A 21,143-nucleotide genomic window follows, 5' to 3' on the forward strand; every position below is an offset into this window, starting at 1 on the left:
CGAATGGGGGTTGGCGTTGTTCAAGACGGGCGCTCCAGCGAGGCAGGGGAGGTTATGGCAGGGCGCTGGGGCGGCGCCGGGGTGCGGAAGAACAGTGGCAGGGTGACCGCCAGGAACAGCAGATAGGCGCCGAGGGTGCTCACGGTCGGGGTGTCCTGGTAGCCGAACATGCCGGCCAGCACCGTGCCGACCGGGCCGTCGGCGGGCAGCACGTGGCTCCAGTCGAACAGCACCTGCTGCAGCGAATTCCACAGGCCGGCTTCATGCAGCGCCTTGACCGAGTTGGTGAACAGGCCGGCCGCGACGAAGAGGATGAACAGGCCGGTGAAGCGAAAGAACTTGCCCAGGTTCAGTCGCACGCCGCCGGTATAGAGGCCGTAGCCCACCGCGATGGCGATGATCAGGCCCAGCAGGGCCCCCAGGGGCGCACCGGGGCCGGCGCTCTGCTGGAAGATGGCGAGCAGGAAGAACACGGTTTCCAGGCCCTCGCGGGCCACCGCCAGGAAGACCATGCCGATCAGGGCATAGACCTGGTTGCGCGAGGCGGACAGGGTGTTTTCCAGGGAGTCGTGCAGTTCGGTCTTGATCGAGCGCGCTGCCTTGCGCATCCAGAACACCATGGAGGTGAGGATGGCCGTGGCCGCCAGGCCGACTACCGCTTCGAACAGTTCCTGCTGACGCTGCGGGAATTCGGCGCTGGCCAGTTGCAGCCCGGCGCCCACGAACAGGGACAGGGCGGCGGCCAGCATCACACCGATCCAGACGGCGGGCATCCAGTGGCCACGCCCGGTGCGCTGCAGATAGCTGGCGATGATGCCAACGATGAGCGCCGCTTCGATGCCTTCGCGGAGCATGATCAGAAAGGGAACGAGCATGAAAGCTATCACCGACGGAAGCTAAGGGCGCAGAGGCGCCCGGAGGTCGGTGATTTGTATCACAATGATTCGGATTGTTAAATGCGGATGATTCTCGTGCCTTGTGGATCCGCCGACTGGTTGGCAGCGGATCGGGGTGCAGGCGCGCGTCAGGCCTGGAAGACCACGGCGGTATCCGGTGCCTTGCCGGTGGCGAAGCGACGGATCTCCCGCCAGTTGCGCAGATCGACCACCGCCAGCTGGTTGTCTTCCAGCGCCGCGAACAGCCGCTCGCCGCGGGGATCGAGGTTGAGTCCGGGCACCGCGCTGCCCATGGGCATATAGGCTACCTCGGCAAGGGTGTCAGGCCGCAGCAGCGAAAGACTCTTGTCCGCCAGATTGGATACCAGCAGGCGGCCATCGGGCAGGGGGGCTACCCGTACCGCTTCGCCACGCAGCTTGATCTGGCGGATCGGCGCCAGGTCGCGTGCATCCAGCGCATGGAGGATGCCGGCGAAACGGTCGAGTACATAGAAGGTACGCTCGTCCGGACTCAGGCAGCAGCCCTCCGGCGCCTGGCCGAGATATTTCTTCACCGGCAGCACGGCGGGATTGTGCGCGTCCACCAGGATCACCAGGCCGCTCAAGGTGTCCGCGACATAGGCACGGTGGCCGTCACGGGTCAGTACGAAGTAGTGGCTGCGGGTCCCGCCGACCGGGACGATCTGGCTGGGCGATTCGGCGGTGGCGGGGCGATCGAAGCGGATGAGCAGCGAGTCGGTCTCGCTGAGCACATAGAGGCGACCCTGGTCGTCCAGGCGCATGCCGTGCAGGCGGTGATAGGGCGACAGGTCGATGGACCTCACCAGGCGGCGCTCGGCGAGATCTATCACGCTGACCTGGTGGCCGCCCTCGCCAGGCGCCTGCCAGCTCTTGACGCCATACTGGCCGACATAGGCATAGCGACCCTGGCGGTCGGCGACGATCTCATGGGGTTGCTCGGGCAATTCCAGGCTGCCGACGCGCTTGCCATCGGCCAGGCGATAGAAGCCGATGCCGGGAGCTTCCTTCTCGACCAGGGCGAGGTATTCATCGCCCGCTGCGAAGGCGTGGAGCGGATAGCCGCCCAGCAGGGGCAGGGCGGCACTGGCAGCCAGCAGGCCGAGTGTCTGACGGCGATTCAGGTGGGGCATGGACGGTCTCCCAAGGGGCAAGCCTCCCTGCCAGGGTCGAGCGAATCCGTGCTACTCGAATAGACCCTTGAACCAGGTCCAAACTCCGAAGGAGTAGTCGGGAAAGATGTCGATGCCCAGCGCGGACTTGAGCAGATAGAGCAGCAGCAGACCCACGAGGCCGCAGGCCAGCAGGATCACCGCCAGCACCGTGGCCTTGCCGAGCAGGGACAATTCCTGCTCCAGGCGCGAGAGTTGACGGTAGTTGCGACCGGCGAGGAAGACGAAGTAGTAACGGCGGTGCCAGAACTTGACGGTGCCGCGCAGATCGACGCTGTGCTTGCCCCAGCTGCGGGTGCCGAAAGCCAGTTTGAGGGCTTCCAGCTGCTCGTCGGTAAAGGATTCACGCAGCTCTTCGGGCAGGCGTTCCTTCAGACCGGCGATGAAGGGGTCGTGGCGTTTGATGCGATCCTGCATGGAAAAGCTTCCCTCTGAATGGTGCGAGTGCACTCTGAGGGGGCGCCCGGCCTGGCGTTCAGCCGCAACTGATGGGCGGGGCCACGCGCAGGATGATCGGTCAGGCGCCGACGCGTACGGGGCGCAGCACCTCCGCCCGGGCGCGCAACTGGCCACAACCGCCATCGACATCCTGGCCTGCGGAATTGCGCACCTTGGTCAGCAGGCCGCGGCTGTGCAGGTAGCGGACGATCTGTACGATGCGCTCGCCGTCGGGGCGCTGGTAGTCGTCCACTTCCAGGCTGTTGTAGGGAATGAGGTTGAGCACGCCGTACTTGCCCTTCATCAGTCGCAGCAATTCGTCCATCTCGTCCTGGCTGTCGTTGATGCCGGCGAGCAGCGTCCACTGGTACTGGATCGGATAGCCGATCAGTCGGGCATAGGCTTCACCCTGTTCGATCAGCTCGCCCGGTTCGTAGCGAGGCGCCTTGGGCAGCAGACGGGCCCGACGCTCGGTATTGGTGCTGTGCAACGACAGCGCCAGGGCCGGCCTGACCGTCTGTTGGGGCAGTCGTTCGAACACCCGCGGATCGCCGACGGTGGAAAACACCAGGTTGCGATGACCGATACCGCCGGCGGTGCCCAGCAGGTCGATGGCCTCCAGCACGTTGTCCAGGTTGTGTGCCGGCTCGCCCATGCCCATGAAGACCACCTTCTTGACCGCCCTGATGCGTCGCGCCAGGGCGACCTGGGCGACGATCTCGGCGCTGCCCACCTGGCGCAGGAGGCCGCTCTTGCCGGTCATGCAGAAGACGCAGCCTACCGCGCAGCCCACCTGGGACGACACGCAGAGTCCGTCGCGCGGCAGCAGCACGCTTTCCACCGCCTGGCCATCGCCCAGGGTCACCAGCATCCGCGCCGAACCGTCGGCACCGGGATGTGCCGAGGTGACCCGCGCCAGCCCCTCCAGGCGCTCGGTCAGCGCCGGGATGGCGTTGCGTACGTCCAGCGGCAGAAAGTTCTCCGCCTGCTGCCGCCGGGTGCCGGTGTCCAGGGGCAGCCCCTGGCACCAGGCACGCAGGATCCGGGCACTGTGCTTGGGCTTGGCGCCGGCATCGGCGAGCAACTGGACGACATCGGAAATACGCATGGGAAAAGGGCCGGTCGAGGGCGGGCGGCGATAATAGGACAGGGCAGGGATGCTATCCTAGTCCTTTGCAAGACGAGGACCCGTCATGAAGTTCATCCACCAGCGCGAGCATCTCAACGAGGGCGACCTGGTCGTCATCCAGAGTTCGGGGGTGTGCAACATCCGCCTGATGAACGATGCCAATTTCCGCAGCTTCAAGAACGGTGGCCGCCACTCCTACCACGGCGGTGCCTTCGATACCTTTCCGGCGCGAATCACGGTACCCAGTACCGGCTTCTGGAACATCACCCTGGACACCGTCACCAAGCGGCCGATCAGCGTGACCCGCAAGCCCGAGATCAAGCATTCGATCAAGATCGTCCGTCGCTCGCCTTCCGAGCTGCGTTGAGACCGCGGTCACCCGTCCCTGGGTGATCCTGGTGGCTATTTCGGCTGCAACTCCAGCAGCCGTGCCTTGGCACCGTCTTCCAGGATCCAGAGACTGCCGTTGGGGCCTTCCTCGACGTCGCGGATGCGCGTGCCCATGGCATAGCGCTCCACTTCGCGAGCCTCTTCGCCCTTGAGTTCGATCCGCACCAGCGCCTTGGACGACAGCCCGCCGATGAAGGCGTTGCCCTTCCAGGCGGGGAAGCGGCTGCCCTCGTAGATCATCAATCCGGCCGGTGAGATCACTGGCGTCCAGGTAATCTTTGGCGGAACGAATTCCGGGCGAGTGGAATGATCCGGGATCGGCTTGCCGCCGTAGTGGTCGCCGTTGGAGACCTCGGGATAGCCGTAGTTGCCGCCGCGCTGGATCAGGTTCAGCTCGTCACCGCCCTGGGGACCCATTTCCTGTTCCCACAGCCGGCCCTGGGCATCGAAGGCGATGCCCAGCGGGTTACGGTGGCCGAGCGACCAGACCTGTGCCGCCACGCCGCCCTGCTGGGCGAAGGGATTGTCCGCAGGCGTGCTGCCATCGTCGTTGAGGCGGATGAGCTTGCCCAGGTTGCCGCTCATGTCCTGGGCCGGGGTGAATTTCTGCCGCTCACCCGAGGTGATCCACAGCTTGCCGTCCGGGCCGAACCTCATGCGATGGCCATAGTGCCCGTTGCCAGTGACCTTGGGCGTCTGCCGCCAGATCACCCTGAGCTCGCCGAGCGAACCACTGCCGTCTTCTTTCAAGGTCAGCTTGGCCCGCGCCACGGCAGCACCCTGGGTGCCGTCCTCACTCGCTTCGGCATAGCTCAGGTAGATCAGCCCGTTGCTGGCGTATTGGGGATGCAGGATGACATCGCCCAGCCCGCCCTGGCCGGCGGCGACCACCTTGGGCACACCGCTGATGTCCTGGGCCTTGCCGGTCTGTACGTTCAGGTGCTTGAGGACGCCGCCTTTCTCGGTGACTAGCGCGGTGCCGTCGGGCAGGAAGGCGAGGGCCCAGGGCGCATCCAGGGTGGCCCGTGGCGTGGCGGTGAAGGGCCATTGAGCTTCACTCAGGACCTGGGGCGCGGCACTGGCATTCAGGGTGGCGAGACCGAGCAGGAGACTGCCGGCGGCTAGGGTAAGGCCTTTCATGGGCACGCGGTCCTCGTCGATGGAAGTCCCTACACCCTAGTAGGGACGCCCGCGAAAAGGGCCGCGTTTTTGTTACCTGAGGCGTCTGCCAGGCTAGTTGTCGTACCCCAGATTCGGCGCCAGCCACCGCTCCGTCACCGCCAGCTCCTGGCCCTTGCGCTCGGTGTAGCTGCCCACCTGATCCCTGTCGATCTTGCCCACGGCGAAGTACTGGGCCTCGGGATGGGCGAAGTACCAGCCGCTCACGGCGGCGGCGGGGAACATGGCGTAGTGCTCTGTGAGGAAGACGCCGCTGCGACCGGCCTCGTTGAAGCTGGCCCCGGGATCCAGCAGCTTGAACAGGGTGGCCTTCTCGGTGTGATCGGGGCAGGCCGGGTAGCCGGGAGCAGGGCGGATGCCCTTGTACTGCTCGCGGATCAAGGCCTCGTTGTCCAGGGTCTCGTCCGCGGCATAGCCCCAGTGCTCCTTGCGCACCTGCTCGTGCAGCCATTCGGCGCAGGCCTCGGCAAGGCGGTCGGCCAGGGCCTTCACCATGATCGAGTTGTAGTCGTCGCCCTTGCGCTCGTAATCCTTGGCCAGCTCTTCGGCGCCGATGCCCGCGGTGACGATGAAGCCACCCATGTAGTCGGTGACGCCGCTCTCCCTGGGCGCGACGAAGTCGGCCAGGGACAGGTTGGGCTTGCCCTCGGGCTTGATGGTCTGCTGGCGCAGGTGGTGCAGGGTGGCCAGCGGCCGGCCGTCCTCGCCATAGACTTCCAGGTCGTCGTCGCGCACCTGATTGGCCGGCCAGAAGCCGAACACGGCACGGGCCTTGATCAGCCTCTCGTCGATCAGCTTGCTGAGCATGGCCTGGGCGTCGTGGAACAGCGCGGTGGCCGCTTCGCCCACCACCTCGTCGGTGAGGATGCGCGGATACTTGCCGGCCAGGTCCCAGGAGATGAAGAAGGGGGTCCAGTCGATGTATTCGGCCAGTACCGCCAGGTCGATGTCTTCCAGCACCCGGGCACCGGTAAAGGTCGGTTTGGGTGCCTTGTAGCCGAGCCAGTTGAAGGCCGGCTTGTTGGCCACGGCCTTTTCGTAGGAGAGGCGTTCGGTGCGGGCGCTGCGGTTGGCGGTGCGCTCGCGGACCTCGACGTAGTCGGCGCGGGTACGCTCGACGAAGCCGGCCTTGAGTTCCTTGGACAGCAGCTGGGTAGCCACGCCCACGGCGCGGGAAGCGTCAGTGACATACACCACGGCATCGTTCCTGTACTGCGGCTCGATCTTGACCGCGGTATGGGCCTTGGAGGTCGTGGCGCCACCGATCATCAGCGGCAGGCTGAAGCCCTGGCGCTGCATTTCCTTGGCGACGTGGACCATCTCGTCCAGCGAGGGGGTGATCAGGCCGGACAGGCCGATGATGTCGCACTTCTCGGCGATGGCGGTCTGCAGGATCCTTTCCGCCGGGACCATGACGCCCAGGTCGACGATGTCATAGCCGTTGCAACCCAGCACCACGCCGACGATGTTCTTGCCGATGTCGTGGACGTCGCCCTTGACCGTGGCCATGAGGATCTTGCCCTTGGCCTCGGGCTTGTCGCCTTTCTCCGCCTCGATGAAGGGGATCAGGTGGGCCACCGCCTGCTTCATCACCCGGGCGGACTTGACCACCTGGGGCAGGAACATCTTGCCCGAGCCGAACAGGTCGCCGACCACGTTCATGCCGCTCATCAGCGGACCTTCGATGACCTCGATGGGGCGCGCGCACTGCTGGCGGCACTCCTCGGTGTCCTCGACGATATAGGTGGTGATGCCCTTGACCAGCGCATGCTCCAGCCGCTTGCCCACAGGCAGGCCGCGCCACTCCTCGGTTTCGGCTTCCTTGACGGCACCGCCGCCCTTGTAGTCGTCGGCGATGGCCAGCAGGGCATCGGTGCCGGCCGGGGTGCGGTTGAGCACCACGTCCTCGACCCGCTCGCGCAGCGCGGCCGGGATCTCGTCGTAGATCTCCAGCTGGCCGGCATTGACGATGCCCATGGTCAGGCCGTTCTGGATGGCGTGGTAGAGAAAGACCGAGTGGATGGCCTCGCGCACCGGGTTGTTGCCGCGGAAGGAGAAGGAGACGTTGGACACGCCGCCCGAGGTCAGGGCGTAGGGCAGGTTGTCGCGGATATAGGCGCAGGCGTTGATGAAGTCGACCGCGTAGTTGTTGTGCTCCTCGATCCCGGTCGCCACGGCGAAGATGTTGGGGTCGAAGATGATGTCTTCCGGCGGGAAGCCGACCTGGTTGACCAGGATGTCGTAGGAGCGCGCGCAGATCTCGTTCTTGCGCGCCTCGGTGTCGGCCTGGCCGTCTTCATCGAAGGCCATGACCACCACCGCCGCGCCGTATCTCTTGCACAGCCTGGCGTGATGGATGAAGGACTCGACGCCTTCCTTCATGGAGATGGAATTGACGATGCCCTTGCCCTGGATGCACTTGAGCCCGGCCTCGATCACCTCCCACTTGGAGGAGTCGATCATGATCGGCACCCGGGAGATGTCCGGCTCGGAGGCGATCAGGTTGAGGAAGGTGACCATGGCCGCCTTCGAATCCAGCATGCCCTCGTCCATGTTGATGTCGATGACCTGGGCGCCGGCTTCCACCTGTTGCTGGGCCACTTCCAGGGCCTCGGCGTAATTCTCTTCGCGGATCAGGCGGGCGAACTTGGCCGAGCCGGTGATGTTGGTGCGCTCGCCGACGTTGACGAACAGCGACTCGCGGCTGATGGTGAAGGGTTCCAGGCCGGAGAGGCGGCAGGCCTTGGGAATTTCCGGCAACGGGCGCGGCGCATGCTTGCCGACCGCCTCGGCGATGGCCTGAATATGCGCCGGCGTCGTGCCGCAGCAGCCGCCGACGATGTTGAGCAGGCCGCTGGCGGCGAATTCCTCGACCACCGCCGCCATCTGCTCGGGGCTTTCGTCGTATTCGCCGAAGGCATTGGGCAGGCCGGCATTGGGGTGGGCGGAGACGAAGGTGTCGGCCTTGGTCGCCAGTTCCTCGACGTAGGGCCGCAGTTCCTTGGCCCCCAGGGCGCAGTTGAGGCCCACGGAAAGCGGCTGGGCGTGGCGCACCGAGTTCCAGAAGGCTTCGGTGGTCTGGCCCGACAGGGTACGGCCGGAGGCGTCGGTGATGGTGCCGGAGATCATGATCGGCAGCTCGATGCCGACCTCCTCGAATACGCCCTGGACGGCGAAGATCGCCGCCTTGGCGTTGAGGGTGTCGAAGATGGTCTCGATCAGGATGAGGTCGGCGCCGCCTTCGATCAGGCCACGGGTGGCCTCGGTGTAGTTCTCCACCAGCACATCGAAGGTGACGTTGCGGTAGCCGGGATTGTTGACGTCCGGAGAGATGGAGCAGGTCCGACTGGTCGGGCCGAGCACCCCGGCGACGAAGCGTGGCCGATCCGGGGTCTCCAGGGTCTTGGCATCGGCCACTTCACGGGCGACCCGGGCGCCGGCCAGGTTCAGTTCGTAGGTGATCTCCTCCATGCCGTAGTCGGCCTGAGAGACGCGGGTGGCATTAAAGGTGTTGGTCTCGAGGATGTCGGCGCCGGCGTCCAGGTAGGCCTTTTCGATCTCGGCGATGATCCGCGGCTGGGTCAGCAGCAAGAGGTCGTTGTTGCCCTTGACGTCACTTGGCCAGTCGGCGAAGCGCTCGCCGCGGTAGTCCGCTTCCTCCAGCCGATAGCTCTGGATCATGGTGCCCATGCCGCCGTCGAGGATGAGGATGCGCTGCGCGAGGGCGTGGCGGAGGGCGGCGAGGCGAGAGCTGCGATCGGTCATGGGCATTCCACAGAGATGAAGAGACGCTGGACAAAGGGTGGCAGCATAGCAAAAGCCGGCAGCTGCTCCGGCATTGGCGGCGGGCCATGATGAACAGCGCTCATGCAGGGTCGGCGAGTCTTTCATGGCGTAAACGTCTGACGTTCTAGAGCGGCCGATGGGCAAGCCCTCGAAGTGCTGCTTTACTGACAGATGACCGACGTTTACTGTGCGTCAAAACTGCGTCATGGAAGGTGGCCGTGATTCCTCTGGTGATATGCGACGACTCGAACATGGCGCGCAAGCAGCTGGTTCGCTCCCTGCCTGAAGGCTGGGCGGTATCCATCACCCAGGCCACCAACGGCGAGGAAGCCCTCACGGCGCTGCGCCAGGGTCTGGGCCAGGTGATGCTGCTGGACCTGACCATGCCGATCCTGGATGGCTATGGCACCCTGGCGGCCATCCGCAACGAAGGCCTGGCGGTCAAGGTGATCGTCGTCTCCGGCGACGTCCAGGAGCAGGCGGTGGCCCGGGTGCGTGAACTGGGCGCGCTGGACTTCCTGCGCAAGCCCGCCGATCCCGCCGAACTGGCCGCGGTGCTCGCGCGCCACGGCCTCTACAGCCCCAATCCGGCAGTGCCGGCGGAGCCCGTCCCGCGCCCCGAGCTTGAGGTCAGTTTCCGCGATGCCTTCCGCGAGGTGGTCAACGTTTCCATGGGCCGTGCCGGGGCGCTGCTGGCCAAGGCGCTGAATGTCTTCGTCCAGCTGCCGATTCCCAACGTCAATATCCTTGAAGTCAGCGAACTGCACATGACGCTGGTGGACGCCCAGCGCGAGGATCGCCTCAGTGCGGTCTGCCAGGGCTACATCGGCGAGGGCATCGCCGGCGAGGCGTTGCTGATCTTCCATGATTCCGAATTCGACGACATGGCCCAGCTGGTGCGCTGGCGCGAGGCGGGGGAGTCCGGCGACATCGAGATGCTGCTGGACCTGTCGAGCATTATCATCGGCGCCTGCCTGGCCGGCATCGCCGAACAGTTCGACATCCGCTTTTCCCAGGGCCACCCGACCATCCTCGGTCATCATGCGTCCATCGACGAACTTATCGTCGTCAACAGGACGCGCTGGAAGAAGACCCTGGCGGTCGAACTCAGCTACAGCCTGGAAGGCCATAACGTCCACTTCGATCTGCTGCTGCTGTTCACCGAGGATTCGGTGAAACGCATCACCCGCAAGATCGGCTACCTGATGAGTTGAGCATGGCCGCACAGATCGATATCAACGAACTCCACTGGTTGCTGGACATCGTGCAGAACATCGATGTCGGCGTGGTGGTGCTGGATCTCGACTACCGCATCGAGGTCTGGAACAGCTTCATGGAAAACCATTCCGGGCGGATCCTGAGCGAGGTCAGCCAGCAGTCGCTGTTCGCCGTCTTCGCCGAGATCGACGAAGCCTGGTTTCGCGCCAAGGCCGAGAGCGTGGTGCTGCTGGGCACCCGGGCCTTTTCCATCTGGGAACAGCGACCCTACCTGGTCCACTTCAAGAGCTACCAGCCGATCACCGGCGTGGAAGCCTTCATGTACCAGAACGTGACCCTGCTGCCGCTGCGCGATTCCACCGGGGCCATCGCCCATATCTGCGTGGTGATCTACGACGTCACCGATGTCGCCATCAACAAGCGGCAACTGGAGCTTTCCAACGACAAGCTGCAGGAGCTGTCGCGTACCGATCGCCTCACCGGGCTGGCCAATCGCGGCTACTGGGAAGAGCGCCTCACCGAGGAATTCGCCCGGCACCAGCGCTATGGCGGCCGCCTGGCGCTGATGATGCTCGACATCGATCACTTCAAGCGCATCAACGATACCCACGGCCACGCCGTCGGCGACCAGGCGATCAAGGCGTTGGCCGCGGTGATCAAGACCCATGTGCGCAATGCCGACATCGCCGGGCGCTACGGTGGCGAGGAATTCGGCGTGGTGCTGCTCGACACCGGCGTGGAAGGCGCGCGGCTGCTTGCCGAGCGCCTGCGCGAGGCCGTGGAGGCGATGCGTCTCGATGTGCTGGGAACGCCCATCGCCTTCACCATTAGTATCGGCCTCACCGATCTGTCGGTGCCCCTGGGCAATCACGAGCAGATGATCCAGCAGGCGGACAAGGCGCTCTACGAGTCCAAGCACGCCGGGCGCAACCGGGTGACCAGTTTCGTGCAGCGGCTCGACTGAGACGATTATCCGACTGTTTCACTAGGGCTTTCGTCGCGGGGTGGGGTGGCGTAAACTTGGAACACCTGTTGAGGAGTGACCATGAGCGCCATCACGATTACCGACGCGGCTCAGGATTACCTGGCCGACCTGTTGGAAAAGCAGAACACCCCCGGGATCGGTATCCGCATCTTCATTACCCAGCCCGGCACCCAGTACGCCGAGACCTGCATCGCCTATTGCAAGCCCGGCGAAGAGAAGCCCGATGACCAGCCCGTAGGGTTGAAGAGCTTTACCGCCTACCTCGATGCCATCAGCCAGCCCTTCCTCGAAGACGCCCTGGTGGACTACGCCACCGACCGTATGGGTGGCCAGCTGACCATCAAGGCGCCCAACGCCAAGGTGCCGATGGTCAACGAGGACAGCCCGCTCAACGAGCGCGTCGACTACTACCTGCAGACCGAGATCAATCCGGGGCTCGCCAGCCACGGTGGCATGGTCAGCCTGGTGGACATCGTCGACGACAACGTGGCCGTGCTGCGTTTCGGTGGCGGCTGCCAGGGCTGTGGTCAGGTCGATCTGACCCTCAAGGATGGCGTCGAGCGCACCCTGCTGGAGCGGATCCCCGAGCTCACCGCCGTGCGCGACGTCACCGACCACACCAACCGCGAAAACGCCTACTACTAGAGTAGAGCGTTTTGCGGTTACGAAGGGCTATCGACCGGTTCGATAGCCCTTCGGCGTTTCAGTGGCGCGCGGCGTCAGCCGGCAGGGCCATCAGGCGCTGTTCCTGCGCCCAGTCGAAGACTTCGTCGCGGGACTCCGCGTCGTGACGACGCTCGTCCAGTCGCTGATAGAGCGCCAGCTCTTCGTCCGGCATGAAGTGCAGGCAATCGCCGCCAAAGAACCACAGTAGGTCGCGCGGTACCCGGTGGGCGATCTGCGGATAGCGGCTGAAGATCTGGCTGAGCAGGTCCTGGCCGAGATAGGCGTATTCTTCGGGCGCCTGCGGCAGGCCAGCGACCAGCTCGTCGAAGCGGTCGAGGAACAGCGCGTGATTTTCCGACGGCACCTGCTCGGCCGTGCCGACGTCGGCCAGGAGCGCACGCAACTGGGCGAGGAGGGCAACGTGGTGGTCGAGATAGGAAGTGGCCATGGATGTCTCCTGAAAAAGCGGCTGCGCAGTATAGGGGCACTGTCCGACGTTGTCTGGTTCGACTAGGATCGAACCTTTGCCCTTCGCCGGGGTTATAGGAAGTAGCACTTTTCTTTGCGAATCAGTTCTTGCCGGGAGGCACATGAGTCTAGCTCTCTCCATTCGCGGTCTGACCAAGACCTACAACAACGGCTTCACCGCCCTCAAGGGCATCGACCTCGATGTGGTCGAAGGTGATTTCTTCGCGCTGCTCGGTCCGAACGGAGCGGGCAAGTCGACCACCATCGGAATCCTCTCGACCCTGGTCAACAAGTCGGGCGGTGAGGTGTCGGTGTTCGGCAACGACCTGGACAAGGATCCGGCAGGCCTCAAGCGCTGCCTCGGCGTGGTGCCCCAGGAATTCAATTTCAACCAGTTCGAGAAAGCCTTCGACATCGTGGTGACCCAGGCGGGCTACTACGGCATCCCGGCACGCATCGCCGGTGAACGCGCCGAGGAGTACCTGACCCAGCTCGGGCTGTGGGACAAGCGCGATACGCCGTCGCGCATGCTCTCCGGCGGCATGAAGCGCCGTCTGATGATCGCCCGCGCCCTGATCCACAAGCCGCGCCTGCTGATCCTCGACGAACCCACCGCCGGGGTCGACATCGAACTGCGCCGCTCCATGTGGGGTTTCCTCACCGAGCTGAACAAGCAGGGGACCAGCATCATCCTCACCACCCACTACCTGGAAGAGGCGGAGCACCTCTGTCGCAACATCGCCATCATCGACCATGGCGAGCTGGTGGAGCACACCAGCATGCGCAAGCTGCTGCAGAAGCTCAATGTCGAGACCTTCATCGTCGACGTGGTCCAGCCGTTGACGGTAGCGCCGCAGCTGGACGGCTATCCGGCCAAGCTGCTGGGCGATCACTCCTTCGAGGTGCAGATCGACAAGGCCAGCGGGGTCAACGCCCTGTTCCGCCAGCTGGACGCCGCCGGCATCCAGGTGCAGAGCCTGAGAAACAAAGCCAATCGCCTGGAAGAGCTGTTCGTCTCCCTGGTGGAAAAGAATCTAGCCAAGGTCGCCCGATGAGTACCGAATTCCAAGCCAACATGGTGGCGCTGCGGACCATCGTCCATCGCGAAGTGCGCCGATTCACCCGCATCTGGGCGCAGACGCTGCTGCCCCCGGCGATCACCATGGTCCTGTACTTCGTGATCTTCGGTAATCTGATCGGCAATCGCATCGGTGGTATGGGTGGCTTCACCTACATGCAGTACATCGTGCCGGGCCTGATCATGATGTCGGTGATCACCAACGCCTACAGCAACGTGGTCTCCAGCTTCTTCAGCAGCAAATTCCAGCGCTCGGTGGAAGAATTGCTGGTCTCGCCGGTATCGCCGCACGTCATCCTCATCGGCTATGCCATGGGCGGCATCCTGCGCGGCCTGGCCGTGGCCGCCATCGTCAGCGTGCTGTCGCTGTTCTTCACCCACATGCAGGTGCACCACCTGGGCATCATGCTGCTGGTGATCATCCTTACTGCAGCGATCTTCGCCCTGGGCGGTTTCATCAACGCCGTCTACGCGCGCAACTTCGACGACATCTCCATCGTGCCGACCTTCGTGCTGACGCCGCTGACCTACCTGGGCGGGGTCTTCTACTCCATCGACCTGCTGCCGGCCTTCTGGCAGAAGGTGTCCCTGATCAATCCGATCCTGCACATGGTCAACGCCTTCCGCTACGGCATCCTCGGGGTATCCGACATCCGCATCGGGGTGGCGATCGCCTTCATGCTGTTCGCCGTGGTCGTGCTTTATCTGGTCAGCATCCGCCTGCTCGTGAGCGGGCGCGGCATGCGTCATTGAGTGTCAGAGCGTCATGCATAGCGTAGAACAATCGCCCCTGGGCAAAAGCACCGAATACGTCAGCCAGTACGCTCCGTCGCTGCTGTATCCGATCCCGCGCGCGCCCAAGTGGGCGGAACTGGGCCTGGACGGGCAGGACCTGCCGTTTCGCGGCGTGGACGTCTGGACCTGCTATGAGCTGTCCTGGCTGCTGCCGTCTGGCAAGCCGGTGGTGGCCATTGGCGAGTTCGCCATCCCGGCCGATTCGCCGAACATCATCGAGTCCAAGTCCTTCAAGCTGTACCTCAACTCCCTGAACCAGTCGGTGTTCGCCAGCCTGGCCGAACTCGAAGCCGTACTGGTCAGGGACCTGAGCGCCGCAGCCGGCGGTACCGTCGGTGTCAGCCTGGTGTCCCTGGATGACTGGACGGCACGGGGTGTGCAACGCCCCGCTGGCCAGTGCGTCGATGATCTGGATATCAGCGTGGATCGCTACGCCCACCCGCAGGCGGAACTGCTGAGCGTGGGTGAAGCGCGGGATGGTCAGAGATTTTACAGCCACCTGCTCAAGTCGAACTGCCCGGTCACCGGCCAGCCGGACTGGGGTACCGTGGTGATCGACTATGAAGAGGGATTGACGCTGGAACCGGCCAGTCTGCTGTGCTACCTGGTCGCCTTCCGCCAGCATGCGGATTTCCACGAGCAGTGTGTCGAGCGCATCTATCTGGATCTGTGGCGGCTGCTCAAGCCGGCGAAGCTGACCGTGTTCGCCCGCTATGTGCGGCGTGGCGGACTGGACATCAATCCCTACCGAAGCAGTGACGCCATCCAGCCCGCCGCGGAGCGTTACGTCCGGCAGTGATCAGATGCCCATGCTGCTCAGGCTGTTCATGATCGAGCGGAGCGTGCCGGCCATGGTCGGGTGACTGACCTCGAAGCGCTCCACCGCCAGATTGACGCCTTCCACCAGGCTGCCATCCCGGGTATGGGTGGCGTCTTCGTTGGCCAGCTGGAATTCGATGTCCCGGATCAGCAGTTCCAGCTCTTCCCGGTCCTCGGGCGAGGCGGGCGGATCCTGGTCCAACTGGTGGCGGAGGTGGTCGAGTTGTTCCTGCAGATGAGAGGTGGTCATGGCGTTTCTCCTGTGTCCGGACTCTTTGACCGCAACGTTGGGTCAAAGATCGAGTGACTGCGCCTGGCCCTAAGCCAAACTGGCAAAGCTATGACTATAATCGGCGCCTTTCAGGCGTCTGAGTGCAACGAGGAGAGAAGCGATGACGGTCGAGCGACGTGGTTCCAGGGTCTGGGGAGCGCTCCTTGCAACGGCCCTGACGTTTGCCGGTCAGGCGATGGCGGCCGAAGCCGAGAATCCCGATCCCTGGGAAGGCTTCAACCGCAAGATCTTCGTGTTCAACGATACCCTGGACACCTATGCCCTCAAGCCGGTCGCCCAGGGCTATCAGCGCTTCACGCCCGGTTTCGTGCAGACCGGCGTGAGCAACTTCTTCAACAATCTGGGTGACGTGCGCAACCTGGCCAACGACCTGCTGCAAGGCAAGGTCGAGCACGCCGGGGTTGATACCGCGCGCCTGCTGATGAACACCACCCTGGGTGGTCTCGGCCTGGTCGACGTGGCCACCAAGGCCGGTCTGCAGCGCAACGACGAGGACTTCGGCCAGACCCTGGGCAAGTGGGGCGCGAACAGCGGTCCCTACCTGGTCCTGCCGTTCTTCGGCCCCAGCAGCGTGCGTGACGGCCTCGGCCGCATCCCGGACAGCTACACCAGCGCCTATCCCTATGTGGACGACGTCGCCGTGCGCAACAGCGCCTTCGCGCTCAGCACCGTCGACACCCGTGCCGGTCTGCTGCAGGCCGAGCGCCTGATCACCGGCGACAAGTACGTGTTCATCCGCAATGCCTACCTGCAGACCCGCGAATTCAAGGTCAAGGATGGCCAGGTGGTCGACGACTTCTAGTCCCGGCCCAATAAAAAAGGCAGCCCGCGGGCTGCCTTTTTTATTGGGGATCGGCGCGTCTAGCGCATTTCCAACACCGACAGGCCGAGCAGCTGCTTGCCGGCGTCCGTGGCCTGGACGCGCAGGACTTCGGTATCGGCTTCCAGCCCGGGGAGTTCGGCATGGCTGGAGGGGATGAGCACGGTCACCTTGTCGCCGACCTGCAGGCTGGTGGCGGCCTCGATCTGGAAGCCGGTGCTGGACAGATCGACGCAGCGCGCCTCGAAGGAGGCGTCGCCGACCTTCAATACGGCCTTGGAGTCGACGTGCATGCGAATGAAGTCGCGCTTTTCACTGTAAGAACGGTCGATGGTACTCATGGCAATCCTACTGCTGGGGAGGATGGATGGCGGGTTGCTGGAGGTATAAACTCCATAACGGCACCCTGTAAAGAAATTCCATCCGGTTGGCAAGCTTGAACGCCCCGGTGGATGGGAGTAGTGTCTCCGCCGTGTCGTAATCACCGTGGCCCGTGTCGGATAGTGTCCGCCGGTTTGCCGTTCGGGTGCATGCCTGGATCCTCTATGTCTAATTCGCCTGCCACGCTCTTGATCATTGACGATGACGAGGTGGTTCGCCTCAGTCTCGCCGACTATCTCGAAGACAGTGGCTTCAACGTCCTGCAGGCCAGCAATGGCCAGCAGGGCCTGGAAATATTCGAGCGCGAACAGCCTGACCTCATCATCTGCGACCTGCGCATGCCGCAGGTCGACGGGCTGACGCTGCTGCGTCGCATCAGCGAGCTGTCCATCGATACGCCCGTGCTGGTGCTGTCCGGTGCCGGCGTCATGAGCGACGTCGTGGAAGCCCTGCGCCTGGGCGCCGCCGATTACCTGATCAAGCCGCTGGAAGACCTGATGGTGCTCGAGCACTCGGTCAACCGTGCCCTGGATCGCGCCCGCCTGCGCCTGGAAAACGATCGCTACCGGGTCAAGCTGGAAAACACCAATCGCGAGCTGCAGGCCAGCCTGAGCCTGCTGCAGGAAGACCAGAACGCCGGACGCCACGTGCAGATGAACATGCTGCCGGTGACGCCCTGGGAAACCGAAGGGCTGAACTTCGCCCACGAGATCATCCCGTCGCTGTATCTGTCCGGCGACTTCGTCGACTACTTTCGCATCGACGAACACCGCGTTGCCTTCTACCTGGCCGACGTCTCCGGCCATGGCGCGTCCTCGGCCTTCGTGACCGTGCTGCTCAAGTTCATGACCACGCGCCTGCTCTACGAATCCAAGCGCAACGGCACCCTGCCCGAATTCAAGCCCTCGGATGTGCTCGGCCACATCAACAGGGGTCTACTGGATTGCAAATTGGGCAAGCACGTGACCATGCTGGGTGGCGTCATCGACGAAACCACAGGTACCCTGGCGTACAGCATCGGTGGCCATCTGCCGCTGCCGGTCCTGCATACCCCGGAAGAAACGCGATTCCTGGTCGGCAAGGGGCTGCCGGTCGGCCTGTTCCAGGAGGCGACCTACAATGACCACCAGATGGATCTGCCCGAGCGTTTCAGCCTGACCCTCTTTTCGGATGGCATCTTCGACCTGCTGCCGGGAGACAATTTGAAAGAGAAAGAACACAGCTTGCCCGACTACGTCCGCCGCGCCGGCGGTACACTGGCAGGCCTGAGCGAAGCCCTGGATCTGGCATCCGTCACCGAGATGCCTGACGATATCGCTTTGCTGGTGTTGAGCAGGAACCTGGCATGAGCACTGGAAAAATCCAATTTGCCGAGCAGGATGGCACCTTCGTCCTGAAGTTTACCGGCGAGGTGCGTCTGACCCTCTGCTCGGCGCTGGACGCGACCATCGAGCACATCTTCTCGTCGTTGAATTTCTCGTCCATCGTCATCGACCTGACCGAGACGCAGAGCATCGACAGCACCACCCTGGGCCTCCTGGCCAAACTGTCGATCCTGTCGCGGCAGCGCATCGGGCTGCTGCCCATGCTGACCACCAACAACCCGGACATCCTGCGCCTGCTGGATTCCATGGGTTTCGACCAGGTGTTCAACATCGTCGAGACCGTACTGCCTTGCCCGGATTGCCTGACCGACCTGCCACCGCAGGACCAGTCCGAAGCCGAGGTGCGCAGTCGTGTGCTTGAAGCCCATCGGGTGTTGATGGGCCTCAATGAATCCAATCGCAACGCCTTTCGCGATCTGGTCAGTGCCCTCGAAAGGCACTGACCGCGTCGGCTCTCAGCGCTTGCCGGGCAGCAGCACTTCCAGCTTTTCCTGATCGCGCGCGAACTGGCGAATGCCTTCGGCCAGCTTTTCGGTCGCCATGGCGTCTTCGTTATGCGCCCAGCGGAAGGCCGCCTCGTTCAGTTGCTGCTTGGGCTCGCCACCGGTGCTGTCGGCGTTCAGTACGCGCGGCAGGTCGCCCTGGGCTTCCGACAGCTGCTGCAGCAATTCGGGGCTGATGGTCAGGCGATCGCAGCCGGCCAGCTGCTCGATCTGGTTCAGGTTGCGGAAGCTGGCGCCCATCACCACGGTGTCGTAGCCATTGGCCTTGTAGTACTGGTAGATGCGGGTCACGGACTTCACGCCTGGATCTTCCGCGCCTTCGTAGTCACGGCCTTCGGCCTTCTTGTACCAGTCGTAGATGCGACCGACGAAGGGCGAGATCAGGAACACGCCGGCTTCGGCGCAGGCGGCGGCCTGGGCGAAGGAGAACAGCAGGGTCAGGTTGGTCTGGATGCCTTCCTTCTCCAGTTGCTCGGCGGCGCGGATGCCTTCCCAGGTGGAGGCGATCTTGATCAGCACGCGGTCCTTGCCGATGCCGGCCTTCTCGTACAGCTCGATCAGGCGGTGGGCGCGATCCAGGGTAGCGCTGGTGTCGAAGGACAGGCGTGCATCGACTTCGGTGGAGATGCGACCGGGGATCAGCTTGAGGATCTCGCCACCGACGGCCACGGCGAAGCGATCGCAGGCCAGGCCGATGTCACCGCCTGCACCGCTGAAGGCGGCCTGCAGGTGTTCTTCGTAGCGGGGCAGGGCAGCGGCCTTGAGCAGCAGCGAGGGGTTGGTGGTGGCGTCGTAGGGCTTGAGGCGGGCGATGGCGTCCAGATCGCCGGTATCGGCGACGACCGTGGTGTATTGCTTGAGTTGTTCCAGCTTGCTCATGGCAGGTCTTTCCTTCGGTTAACGAATGGACATCGTGGAGACGTGACTCAGTGGCCCCTGAGAAGTTCAGTGGCCTCGTCATACAGGCGCAGCGGTTCAGGGCTGCGATGCAGATCGGTGGACAGCAGTTGACGGAAGCGCCGCGCGCCGGGAAAGCCCTGCGCCAGGCCCAGGATATGGCGGGTGACGTGGTGGATGAGCCCACCCTGTTGCAGATGCGCCTCGACATAGGGTCTCAGCTGCAGCATGACGTCATGGCGGGTCAGTTGCGGACGGTCACAGCCGTAGAGCGCCGCGTCCACCTCAGCCAGCAGGTAGGGATTCTGATAGGCCTCGCGACCCAGCATCACCCCGTCGAAGACCTCCAGCTGCTCGCGGCAGGTGTCCAGGGTCTTGATCCCGCCATTCAGGATGAATTCGAGATCCGGGAAATCCTGCACCAGCTGCGCGGCCACGTCGTAGCGCAGCGGCGGGATCTCGCGATTCTGCTTGGGCGACAGCCCTTCAAGGATGGCGATGCGCGCGTGCACGGTGAAGCTATGGCAACCGGCCTCCGCGACCTGACCGACGAAGTCCCGCAGGGCGTCGTAGCTGTCGCGCCCAGAGATGCCGATGCGGTGCTTGACCGTCACCGGAATGGCCACCGCATCGCGCATCGCCTTGACGCCGTCGGCCACCCGCTCAGGATAGGCCATCAGGCAGGCGCCGATCATGTTGTTCTGCACCCGGTCGCTGGGGCAGCCGACGTTCAGGTTGATCTCGTCATACCCCGCCTGCTCACCCAGCCGCGCCGCGGCGGCCAGCTCGGCCGGCACGCTGCCGCCCAGCTGCAGGGCCAGGGGATGCTCGGTCTCGTCATGGCGCAGGAACCGCTGGGCATCGCCATGCAGCAAGGCACCGGTGGTGACCATTTCGGTATAGAGCAGGGCGTGCCGGGACAGCAGGCGGTGGAAATAACGGCAGTGACGGTCCGTCCAGTCCATCATGGGCGCCACGGAAAATCGGCGGGACGGCTCAGGGCGCGTGGTTGCTGGGTTTGAGGCGGTTTCGGCAAGCATCTGGGTACGTCTGTTCTAGGCTCTTGTTGCTACATTTCAGCCGGTTTTGGCAGGCGCATTGCTACAACGTAGCAAGCGCGAAAGATCATGTAGCTAGACGAAGCGGGGACGATAATGTCAAGCCGCTGGAAGTACAGGGCGCTGCCTTTACGGCCCAACTCCGCATAGTGCGGGATGAAGGTCGAGTCTATCAGGAAAGCCAGGCATCCGACCGGAAGCGGACCCTTCAGGCATTGATGAAAAAGTGAGATATGGAGCGTATTCAACGCACCACGCGGCCGTCTTCGGCTCCAGCTGTGGAGCTCTATGCCGACTTGTCGAATCGGGTGATGCGTACCCTCCAGGGGATGGTGCCGGACCTGGAGGTGTATTCGATCGACGAATGCTAGGCGGACCTCATCGGTTCGCGCATCTTCAGCGACCGGGTGTACCGCCTGGAGGCGCTACGCGAAGCCATGGCTACCTACGCGACCGGGGCGGCCGAGAAGCTGCGTGAACAGAGGTCGCTGTGCTCCACGCTGCTGGTGAGCGTGCAGACCGGCCAGCACGAACCCGAGGAGCGCGGCTACTACCGCAGCCTGGGCATCCAGCTGGCGCATCCGACCGACGACACCCGCATCCTGGTGCAGGCCGCCTTGCCGGGCTGGACCCGATCTATCGCGAGGGTTACGCCTACTCGAAGGGCGCTGTGGTGCTGGGCAACATCGTGCAGACGCCCGCTGATCCGGGGTGGCAGATGCGGCGGGAGCTGTTGCCGCAGGCGGGGTAAACTATAAATATTTTTTGCC

Annotated in this window: 22 protein-coding genes; 11 read left to right on the forward strand and 11 right to left on the reverse strand. The window is 63.9% G+C overall.

All coding sequences use genetic code 11. From position 1 onward, the window contains the following. Positions 1-20: 20 nt before the first annotated feature. From efeU to PVZ77_RS09430, 4 genes are all read right to left on the reverse strand, one after another. On the reverse strand, positions 21-875 hold the full coding sequence (gene efeU / locus PVZ77_RS09415; RefSeq protein WP_273807315.1) for an iron uptake transporter permease EfeU: 855 nt from the start codon (positions 873-875) through the stop codon (positions 21-23). Positions 876-1,024: 149 nt separating this feature from the next. Next, positions 1,025-2,047: a YncE family protein gene (locus tag PVZ77_RS09420; RefSeq protein ID WP_273807316.1), complete on the reverse strand. Its 1,023-nt coding sequence runs from the start codon at positions 2,045-2,047 to the stop codon at positions 1,025-1,027. Between the two features lie 51 nt (positions 2,048-2,098). Continuing rightward, positions 2,099-2,503 carry a 3-phosphoshikimate 1-carboxyvinyltransferase gene (locus tag PVZ77_RS09425; RefSeq protein ID WP_273807317.1) on the reverse strand — a complete coding sequence of 135 codons (405 nt, stop codon included), beginning with the start codon at positions 2,501-2,503 and terminating at the stop codon, positions 2,099-2,101. A gap of 100 nt (positions 2,504-2,603) precedes the next feature. Then, entirely contained in the window at positions 2,604-3,632 is a 1,029-nt protein-coding gene (locus PVZ77_RS09430) for an RNA methyltransferase (protein ID WP_273807318.1), read from the reverse strand. 85 nt (positions 3,633-3,717) lie between these two features. Here PVZ77_RS09430 and PVZ77_RS09435 point away from each other — a divergent pair, with 85 nt between their 5' ends. Then, positions 3,718-4,020, forward strand: coding sequence for a DUF1883 domain-containing protein (locus tag PVZ77_RS09435; RefSeq protein WP_133863084.1), 303 nt, complete (start codon positions 3,718-3,720; stop codon positions 4,018-4,020). 35 nt (positions 4,021-4,055) lie between these two features. Here the strand turns inward: PVZ77_RS09435 and PVZ77_RS09440 are convergent, their stop codons facing one another. Both PVZ77_RS09440 and metH read right to left on the reverse strand, forming a co-directional pair. Continuing rightward, positions 4,056-5,183: a PQQ-dependent sugar dehydrogenase gene (locus PVZ77_RS09440; protein WP_273807319.1), complete on the reverse strand. Its 1,128-nt coding sequence runs from the start codon at positions 5,181-5,183 to the stop codon at positions 4,056-4,058. A 93-nt stretch (positions 5,184-5,276) separates the two neighbouring features. Beyond that, positions 5,277-8,993 carry a methionine synthase gene (gene metH / locus PVZ77_RS09445; protein ID WP_273807320.1) on the reverse strand — a complete coding sequence of 1,239 codons (3,717 nt, stop codon included), beginning with the start codon at positions 8,991-8,993 and terminating at the stop codon, positions 5,277-5,279. Between the two features lie 266 nt (positions 8,994-9,259). On the opposite strand from metH, the gene PVZ77_RS09450 reads away from it, so the two are divergent. From PVZ77_RS09450 to nfuA, 3 genes are all read left to right on the forward strand, one after another. After that, complete coding sequence (locus PVZ77_RS09450; protein WP_405046237.1) at positions 9,260-10,222, forward strand: response regulator; 963 nt, start codon at positions 9,260-9,262, stop codon at positions 10,220-10,222. 2 nt (positions 10,223-10,224) lie between these two features. Then, the gene (locus PVZ77_RS09455; protein WP_273807322.1) at positions 10,225-11,190 is read left to right on the forward strand and encodes a sensor domain-containing diguanylate cyclase; all 966 of its coding nucleotides are present in this window, start codon (positions 10,225-10,227) and stop codon (positions 11,188-11,190) included. 81 nt (positions 11,191-11,271) lie between these two features. Beyond that, complete coding sequence (nfuA, locus tag PVZ77_RS09460; RefSeq protein ID WP_133863080.1) at positions 11,272-11,856, forward strand: Fe-S biogenesis protein NfuA; 585 nt, start codon at positions 11,272-11,274, stop codon at positions 11,854-11,856. A gap of 58 nt (positions 11,857-11,914) precedes the next feature. Here the strand turns inward: nfuA and PVZ77_RS09465 are convergent, their stop codons facing one another. Beyond that, the gene (locus PVZ77_RS09465) at positions 11,915-12,325 is read right to left on the reverse strand and encodes a PA2817 family protein (RefSeq protein ID WP_273807323.1); all 411 of its coding nucleotides are present in this window, start codon (positions 12,323-12,325) and stop codon (positions 11,915-11,917) included. A 142-nt stretch (positions 12,326-12,467) separates the two neighbouring features. Here PVZ77_RS09465 and PVZ77_RS09470 point away from each other — a divergent pair, with 142 nt between their 5' ends. Genes PVZ77_RS09470 through queF form a run of 3 tightly spaced genes read left to right on the forward strand, consistent with a single transcriptional unit; the run spans position 12,468 to position 15,017 of the window. Continuing rightward, a complete protein-coding gene (locus tag PVZ77_RS09470) occupies positions 12,468-13,400 on the forward strand; it encodes an ABC transporter ATP-binding protein (protein ID WP_273807324.1) in 933 nt (310 codons plus the stop codon). Continuing rightward, positions 13,397-14,176: an ABC transporter permease gene (locus PVZ77_RS09475; protein WP_133863077.1), complete on the forward strand. Its 780-nt coding sequence runs from the start codon at positions 13,397-13,399 to the stop codon at positions 14,174-14,176. The genes PVZ77_RS09470 and PVZ77_RS09475 overlap by 4 nt, the downstream gene beginning before the upstream one ends. A gap of 13 nt (positions 14,177-14,189) precedes the next feature. Continuing rightward, the gene (gene queF, locus PVZ77_RS09480) at positions 14,190-15,017 is read left to right on the forward strand and encodes an NADPH-dependent 7-cyano-7-deazaguanine reductase QueF (protein WP_273807325.1); all 828 of its coding nucleotides are present in this window, start codon (positions 14,190-14,192) and stop codon (positions 15,015-15,017) included. Here queF and PVZ77_RS09485 read toward each other — a convergent pair whose 3' ends face one another. Continuing rightward, entirely contained in the window at positions 15,018-15,287 is a 270-nt protein-coding gene (locus PVZ77_RS09485) for a DUF4404 family protein (protein WP_007158392.1), read from the reverse strand. Positions 15,288-15,504: 217 nt separating this feature from the next. On the opposite strand from PVZ77_RS09485, the gene PVZ77_RS09490 reads away from it, so the two are divergent. Then, on the forward strand, positions 15,505-16,131 hold the full coding sequence (locus PVZ77_RS09490) for an MlaA family lipoprotein (RefSeq protein WP_273861521.1): 627 nt from the start codon (positions 15,505-15,507) through the stop codon (positions 16,129-16,131). Between the two features lie 59 nt (positions 16,132-16,190). Here the strand turns inward: PVZ77_RS09490 and PVZ77_RS09495 are convergent, their stop codons facing one another. After that, a complete protein-coding gene (locus tag PVZ77_RS09495; protein WP_183629966.1) occupies positions 16,191-16,490 on the reverse strand; it encodes a PilZ domain-containing protein in 300 nt (99 codons plus the stop codon). 204 nt (positions 16,491-16,694) lie between these two features. Between PVZ77_RS09495 and rssB the strand changes: the two genes are divergently transcribed. Continuing rightward, on the forward strand, positions 16,695-17,879 hold the full coding sequence (gene rssB / locus PVZ77_RS09500; RefSeq protein WP_133861614.1) for a two-component system response regulator RssB: 1,185 nt from the start codon (positions 16,695-16,697) through the stop codon (positions 17,877-17,879). Next, entirely contained in the window at positions 17,876-18,358 is a 483-nt protein-coding gene (rssC, locus tag PVZ77_RS09505) for an anti-sigma factor antagonist RssC (RefSeq protein ID WP_007158388.1), read from the forward strand. Before rssB ends, rssC begins: the two co-directional genes overlap by 4 nt. Positions 18,359-18,370: 12 nt before the next feature. Here rssC and tal read toward each other — a convergent pair whose 3' ends face one another. Next, positions 18,371-19,297: a transaldolase gene (gene tal / locus PVZ77_RS09510; protein ID WP_273807326.1), complete on the reverse strand. Its 927-nt coding sequence runs from the start codon at positions 19,295-19,297 to the stop codon at positions 18,371-18,373. Positions 19,298-19,344: 47 nt separating this feature from the next. Continuing rightward, the gene (dusA, locus tag PVZ77_RS09515) at positions 19,345-20,355 is read right to left on the reverse strand and encodes a tRNA dihydrouridine(20/20a) synthase DusA (RefSeq protein WP_273807327.1); all 1,011 of its coding nucleotides are present in this window, start codon (positions 20,353-20,355) and stop codon (positions 19,345-19,347) included. Between the two features lie 410 nt (positions 20,356-20,765). On the opposite strand from dusA, the gene PVZ77_RS26050 reads away from it, so the two are divergent. After that, a complete protein-coding gene (locus tag PVZ77_RS26050; RefSeq protein ID WP_443218052.1) occupies positions 20,766-21,131 on the forward strand; it encodes a DinB/UmuC family translesion DNA polymerase in 366 nt (121 codons plus the stop codon). Positions 21,132-21,143: the final 12 nt, after the last annotated feature.

The organism is Pseudomonas sp. SHLD1, from assembly GCF_028640935.1.
Classification (GTDB): domain Bacteria; phylum Pseudomonadota; class Gammaproteobacteria; order Pseudomonadales; family Pseudomonadaceae; genus Chryseomonas; species Chryseomonas aestiva.

Excerpts from the sequence above, each read along its gene's own strand:
- efeU (WP_273807315.1), bottom strand. The coding sequence starts at position 875 with ATGCTCGTTCCCTTTCTGATCATGCTCCGCGAAGGCATCGAAGCGGCG.
- PVZ77_RS09435 (WP_133863084.1), top strand. The coding sequence starts at position 3,718 with ATGAAGTTCATCCACCAGCGCGAGCATCTCAACGAGGGCGACCTGGTC.
- queF (WP_273807325.1), top strand. The coding sequence starts at position 14,190 with ATGCATAGCGTAGAACAATCGCCCCTGGGCAAAAGCACCGAATACGTC.
- PVZ77_RS09490 (WP_273861521.1), top strand. The coding sequence starts at position 15,505 with ATGGCGGCCGAAGCCGAGAATCCCGATCCCTGGGAAGGCTTCAACCGC.
- PVZ77_RS09470 (WP_273807324.1), top strand. The coding sequence starts at position 12,468 with ATGAGTCTAGCTCTCTCCATTCGCGGTCTGACCAAGACCTACAACAAC.
- rssB (WP_133861614.1), top strand. The coding sequence starts at position 16,695 with ATGTCTAATTCGCCTGCCACGCTCTTGATCATTGACGATGACGAGGTG.
- PVZ77_RS09465 (WP_273807323.1), bottom strand. The coding sequence starts at position 12,325 with ATGGCCACTTCCTATCTCGACCACCACGTTGCCCTCCTCGCCCAGTTG.
- PVZ77_RS09430 (WP_273807318.1), bottom strand. The coding sequence starts at position 3,632 with ATGCGTATTTCCGATGTCGTCCAGTTGCTCGCCGATGCCGGCGCCAAG.
- nfuA (WP_133863080.1), top strand. The coding sequence starts at position 11,272 with ATGAGCGCCATCACGATTACCGACGCGGCTCAGGATTACCTGGCCGAC.
- PVZ77_RS09455 (WP_273807322.1), top strand. The coding sequence starts at position 10,225 with ATGGCCGCACAGATCGATATCAACGAACTCCACTGGTTGCTGGACATC.
- PVZ77_RS09485 (WP_007158392.1), bottom strand. The coding sequence starts at position 15,287 with ATGACCACCTCTCATCTGCAGGAACAACTCGACCACCTCCGCCACCAG.
- PVZ77_RS09425 (WP_273807317.1), bottom strand. The coding sequence starts at position 2,503 with ATGCAGGATCGCATCAAACGCCACGACCCCTTCATCGCCGGTCTGAAG.
- PVZ77_RS09420 (WP_273807316.1), bottom strand. The coding sequence starts at position 2,047 with ATGCCCCACCTGAATCGCCGTCAGACACTCGGCCTGCTGGCTGCCAGT.
- dusA (WP_273807327.1), bottom strand. The coding sequence starts at position 20,355 with ATGCTTGCCGAAACCGCCTCAAACCCAGCAACCACGCGCCCTGAGCCG.
- metH (WP_273807320.1), bottom strand. The coding sequence starts at position 8,993 with ATGCCCATGACCGATCGCAGCTCTCGCCTCGCCGCCCTCCGCCACGCC.
- rssC (WP_007158388.1), top strand. The coding sequence starts at position 17,876 with ATGAGCACTGGAAAAATCCAATTTGCCGAGCAGGATGGCACCTTCGTC.
- tal (WP_273807326.1), bottom strand. The coding sequence starts at position 19,297 with ATGAGCAAGCTGGAACAACTCAAGCAATACACCACGGTCGTCGCCGAT.
- PVZ77_RS09450 (WP_405046237.1), top strand. The coding sequence starts at position 9,260 with ATGGCGCGCAAGCAGCTGGTTCGCTCCCTGCCTGAAGGCTGGGCGGTA.
- PVZ77_RS09495 (WP_183629966.1), bottom strand. The coding sequence starts at position 16,490 with ATGAGTACCATCGACCGTTCTTACAGTGAAAAGCGCGACTTCATTCGC.
- PVZ77_RS09475 (WP_133863077.1), top strand. The coding sequence starts at position 13,397 with ATGAGTACCGAATTCCAAGCCAACATGGTGGCGCTGCGGACCATCGTC.
- PVZ77_RS09440 (WP_273807319.1), bottom strand. The coding sequence starts at position 5,183 with ATGAAAGGCCTTACCCTAGCCGCCGGCAGTCTCCTGCTCGGTCTCGCC.